At 64.2% G+C, this 5,094-nt stretch carries 7 protein-coding genes; all 7 read left to right on the forward strand.

Features of this window, described 5'->3' with window-relative positions; all coding sequences use genetic code 11:
• A partial coding sequence (gene prfB, locus VFA16_RS06200; RefSeq protein WP_324966973.1) for a peptide chain release factor 2 occupies nucleotides 1-1,048 on the forward strand: 1,048 nt, incomplete at its 5' end.
• Nucleotides 1,041-2,024, forward strand: a complete 984-nt coding sequence (locus VFA16_RS06205; protein ID WP_324966974.1) for a mechanosensitive ion channel family protein — start codon at nucleotides 1,041-1,043, stop codon at nucleotides 2,022-2,024. The genes prfB and VFA16_RS06205, both read left to right, overlap by 8 nt.
• 32 nt (nucleotides 2,025-2,056) lie before the next feature.
• Nucleotides 2,057-2,527 (forward strand): hypothetical protein, encoded by a 471-nt coding sequence (locus tag VFA16_RS06210; protein WP_324966977.1) that lies wholly within the window; start codon nucleotides 2,057-2,059, stop codon nucleotides 2,525-2,527.
• A gap of 94 nt (nucleotides 2,528-2,621) precedes the next feature.
• Nucleotides 2,622-3,311, forward strand: coding sequence for a cell division ATP-binding protein FtsE (gene ftsE / locus VFA16_RS06215; RefSeq protein ID WP_324966978.1), 690 nt, complete (start codon nucleotides 2,622-2,624; stop codon nucleotides 3,309-3,311).
• A complete protein-coding gene (gene ftsX / locus VFA16_RS06220) occupies nucleotides 3,312-4,205 on the forward strand; it encodes a permease-like cell division protein FtsX (protein ID WP_324966975.1) in 894 nt (297 codons plus the stop codon).
• Between the two features lie 2 nt (nucleotides 4,206-4,207).
• Nucleotides 4,208-4,702 (forward strand): SsrA-binding protein SmpB, encoded by a 495-nt coding sequence (gene smpB / locus VFA16_RS06225; protein WP_324966976.1) that lies wholly within the window; start codon nucleotides 4,208-4,210, stop codon nucleotides 4,700-4,702.
• Nucleotides 4,699-5,094 (forward strand): EamA family transporter (locus tag VFA16_RS06230; RefSeq protein WP_324966979.1); only part of this gene is annotated, 396 nt, incomplete at its 3' end. The genes smpB and VFA16_RS06230, both read left to right, overlap by 4 nt.

Below are 5,094 nucleotides of genomic sequence, written 5' to 3' on the forward strand. Positions count from 1 at the left end.
GCTCGATGTCGACGGTCTGCGCGGTCGGATCGAGAAGCTTGAACATGAAGCGTCCGATCCTAAACTGTGGGACGACCAGACCCGCGCGCAGCGGGTGACCAGCGAGTTGTCGCACGCGCAGGGCGAACTGCGGCGCGTGGAAGAGCTGCGCCGCCGCCTAGACGACCTGCCGGTGCTCTATGAGCTGGCCGCCGAAGAAGACGGCGCCGCGGCCGAGACCCTGGCCGAAGCCGACGCTGAGCTCAAGGCGCTGCGCACCGACATCGAAGCGATGGAAGTTCGGACCCTGTTGTCGGGCGAGTACGACGAACGTGAGGCGCTGGTCACGATCCGCTCCGGCGCTGGCGGGGTTGACGCCGCGGACTGGGCCGAGATGCTGATGCGGATGTACATCCGCTGGGCCGAGCAACACAACTATCCGGTCGAGGTGTTCGACACGTCTTACGCCGAAGAGGCCGGGATCAAAAGCGCGACCTTCGCGGTGCACGCGCCGTACGCGTACGGCACGCTGTCGGTCGAACAGGGCACCCACCGGCTGGTGCGGCTCAGCCCGTTCGACAACCAGCACCGCCGGCAGACGTCGTTCGCCGAGGTCGAGGTGCTCCCGGTGGTGGAGACCACCGATCACATCGACATTCCCGAAGGCGATATCCGCGTCGACGTCTACCGCTCCAGCGGTCCTGGCGGCCAGTCGGTGAACACCACTGACTCGGCCGTTCGACTTACCCACCTGCCGACCGGTATCGTCGTGACTTGCCAGAACGAAAAATCGCAGCTGCAGAACAAAATGTCGGCGTTGCGAGTGCTTCAGGCAAAGTTGTTGGAGCGCAAGCGCTTAGAAGAGCGTGCTGAGCTTGATGCGCTGAAGGGTGACGGCGGCAGCTCCTGGGGTAACCAGATGCGGTCCTACGTTCTGCACCCGTACCAGATGGTCAAGGACTTGCGCACCGAGTACGAGGTCGGCAACCCGGCGGCCGTGCTGGACGGGGACATCGACGGATTCCTGGAAGCGGGGATCCGGTGGCGCAACAGACGAGGCGATGACTGATACCACCATTTTGGCGGTGACTGAAACCTACGTGGCCCAGCCTTGGCATGACTTGTGGCGCGGCGACATCCGTGACTGGATCCTCGACAAAGGCCTGCGCATCGTCTTGCTGCTGATCGGCGCCGTGCTGGCGGCCCGGTTCGTCAATTGGGCGGCGCAAAAGGTGACCGAGCGCCTCGACGTCGGTTTCACCGAGAGCGACGCGCTGGTGCGTTCCGAAGCAACCAAACACCGGCAGGCCGTGGCGGCGGTGATTTCGTGGGTGGCGATCGTGCTGATCGCTGTGGCCGTCGCGGTCCAGATTGCCGATGTATTGCAGCTTTCAGTCCGCGGACTGGTGGCCCCGGCAACCGTGCTGGGTGCGGCGCTGGGCTTCGGCGCCCAACAGCTCGTCAAAGATCTGCTGTCCGGGTTTTTCATCATTGCCGAAAAGCAGTACGGATTCGGCGATCTGGTGGAGCTCACCATCGTCGGGTCATCGACTGACGCCAGCGGCACGGTGGAGAATGTCACACTGCGGGTGACCAAGCTGCGCTCACCCGACGGCGAGGTGTTCACCGTGCCCAACGGGCAGATCGTCAAGTCGGTGAACCTGTCCAAGGACTGGGCGCGCGCCGTCGTCGACATCCCGGTGCCAACGAGCGCCGACCTCAGCGAAGTCAACGATGTGCTGCGCCAGGAGTGTGAGCATGCCCGCGAGGACGCGGTGCTGGGGGAGTTGTTGCTGGATGCGCCGACCGTGATGGGGGTGGAAAGCATCCAGGTCGACACCGTCACCTTGCGGTTGGTGGCTCGGACCTTGCCGGGCAAGCAGTTCCAGGCGGGCCGGGAGTTGCGTGTGCTGGTCGTGCGCGCGCTTGCCCGGGCCGGGATCGTTTCCGCCAATGAAACGCAGCCGACGGTGGGCGCGATCGTGCATCCGGCGACTGCCGAAGGCGCCGAGGAGGAGACGCAAGGGGCGGTGCAGAGGCGGTGAAGTTAGCGGCGCCGAGATCTTGGAACTTCACGCTGAACGTCTTCAAGAGGGCCGGCGGCGAGGTGGAGCGGGGCTCGCCTGGCTACCTGTTCGGCGGTCATGTTCGCACGTCCACCGTGGCTTTGGTCCTTCTTTTCTTGGCGGTGTGGTGGCTGCACGACACCTATGAGCCGACGTCGAAACAGCCTGCCCAGGTGCCGGCCACGCAAGTCGTGCCGCCGGGCTTCGTCCCCGACCCGAACTACACGTGGGTCCCGCGCAGCAGGCTGCAGCAGCCGCCGTCCACCGTGACGGTGACCCAGACGCCGACCATGACACCGACGACCACGCCGCCACCGACAACGACCACCACGACATCGACGCCGGCTCCGCCGCCGTTCCTGCTTCCGCCGCCTTTCGGCCCGGGCACCACGACGACCACAGCGCCGCCAGGCCCGAGCCCAGCGCCGGCCCCACCGCCGCCCGGACCCGGGCCAGGGCCAGCGCCCCTGCCGCTGCCGTGAGCACCGAGTCGACACGGCTGGCCTTGGCTGGATGCGCTGGCTGGTCTTGGGTCGCGGGGCGCGGTGCAAGCCATCGCTACACTGGCGAGCCGTGATGATCACCCTTGACCATGTCAGCAAGCAGTACAAAGCGTCGGCGCGCCCGGCGCTGGATGACATTAACGTCAAAATCGACAAGGGTGAGTTTGTCTTCCTCATCGGCCCGTCTGGCTCCGGCAAGTCCACGTTCATGCGACTGCTGCTGGCCGAGGAAAAACCCACGGCGGGCAACATCCGGGTTTCGAAATTCCACGTCAACGCCTTGCCCGGCCGCCACATCCCGAGCCTGCGGCAGGTGATCGGCTGTGTTTTCCAGGACTTCCGGCTGCTGCAAAAGAAGACGGTGTACGAAAACGTTGCGTTCGCGTTGGAGGTGATCGGCAAGCGCCGCGAGACGATCAACCGCGTGGTGCCCGACGTGCTCGAGATGGTCGGCCTCTCCGGCAAAGCCAACCGGCTGCCGAGTGAGCTCTCCGGTGGCGAGCAGCAGCGCGTCGCCATCGCGCGCGCCTTCGTCAACCGGCCGCTGGTGCTGCTGGCCGATGAGCCCACGGGCAACCTGGACCCGGAGACCAGTAAGGACATCATGGATTTGCTGGAGCGGATCAACCGCACCGGAACCACCGTAGTGATGGCCACTCACGACCATCACATCGTCGACTCGATGCGCCAGCGTGTCGTCGAGCTGTCGCTGGGCAGGTTGGTTAGAGACGAGCAGCGCGGCGTGTACGGGATGGATCGCTAAGTGCGATTCAGCTTCCTATTCAACGAAGTCGTCACTGGTCTTCGTCGCAACGTCACCATGACGATCGCGATGGTTTTAACGACCGCCATCTCCATCGGCCTGTTCGGCGGCGGGCTGCTGGTGGTCCGGTTGGCCGAGCACTCCCGCAGTATCTACCTCGACCGCGTCGAGACGCAGGTGTTCCTGAACAACGACGTCTCCGCCAACGATCCGACGTGTACCAGCCAGGCGTGTAAGGCATTGCGCGAGAAGATCGAAGCGCGCAACGACGTGAAATCCGTGCGGTTTCTCAATCGCGATGACGCCTACGACGACGCGATCCGAAAGTTCCCGCAGTACAAAGACGTCGCGGGTAAGGATTCCTTCCCGGCGTCGTTCATCGTGAAGTTGGAGAACCCGGAGCAGCACAAAGACTTTGACGCTGCCATGCAGGGCCAGCCCGGTGTGCTTTCGGTGCTCAACCAAAAAGATCTGATCGACCGCTTGTTTGCTGTGCTCGACGGTCTGAGTAGTGCCGCGTTCGCGGTGGCCCTGGTGCAGGCGATCGGCGCAGTGTTGTTGATCGCCAACATGGTTCAAGTCGCAGCCTATACGCGGCGCACGGAAGTGGGCATCATGCGGCTGGTCGGCGCCAGCCGCTGGTACACCCAGTTGCCTTTTCTGCTGGAGGCGATGGTGGCGGCGACGGTCGGTGTCATTATCGCTGTCATCGGGTTAATCGTGGTTCGTGCTTGGTTTTTGGACAATGCGCTCCGCCAGTTCTATCAAGCCAATTTGATAGCGCGGATCGACTACGCCGACATCCTTTATATTTCTCCGATCCTGTTCTTTGTGGGTGTGGCGATGGCCGGGCTGACGGCGTACGCCACGCTGCGGGTGTATGTGCGGCGGTAGCGGTGGCCAAGAAATCCGGAGCAAAGGCAAGCGACGGCAGGCAGATCATCGCCACCAACCGCAAAGCGCGGCATAATTTTTCGATCCTCGAAGTCTTCGAGGCGGGAGTCGCACTGGTCGGCACCGAGGTGAAAAGCCTGCGGGAGGGCCACGCGTCTCTGGTCGACGCGTTCGCCACCGTCGACAACGGCGAAGTATGGCTGCGCAACATGCATATTCCGGAGTATCACCACGGAAGCTGGACCAACCACGATCCCCGGCGCAACCGCAAATTGTTGTTGCATCGGCGCCAAATCGACCATCTGGTCGGCAAGATCAGAGATGGTAACCTCGCGCTGGTGCCGCTGTCGGTGTACTTCTCCCACGGAAAAGTCAAGGTGGAACTCGCACTGGCGCGCGGCAAGAGAGCGCACGACAAACGACAGGACATGGCGCGCCGCGACGCGCAACGAGAAGTGGTGCGAGAGTTGGGTCGACACGTAAAGGGCATGAGCTGATCGGGGCCGCTTACGCCCAGCTGTCTGCGGTCAGCTTCGGCGTCAGCGACTTTGCCGGCGGGATCGCCGCACGCCGGGTCGCCGCGCTTCGCGTGGTGCTGGTGTCTTACCCGATCACCGGTGTGCTGCTTTGCGCACTGGCCGCAATCGTGGGCGGGCCCGTCCACCCCGGCGCTGTGCTGTGGGGTGTGCTCGGCGGGGTCAGCCAGGGGGTGGCCGCGTGGTGGTTCTACGCAGCGCTCGGATCGGGGCCGATCTCCGTGGTGTCTCCTCTTGCGGCGGTGCTGGATGCGGCCGTACCGGTCGGTGTCGGGATGGCGCTGGGGGAGCGGCCGGGACATGCCGCCTCGGCGGGTGTGATCCTGGCGATGCTGGCCGTGACGTTGGTGAGC

It is taken from the genome of Mycobacterium sp. (genome assembly GCF_035653355.1).
GTDB lineage: Bacteria > Actinomycetota > Actinomycetes > Mycobacteriales > Mycobacteriaceae > Mycobacterium.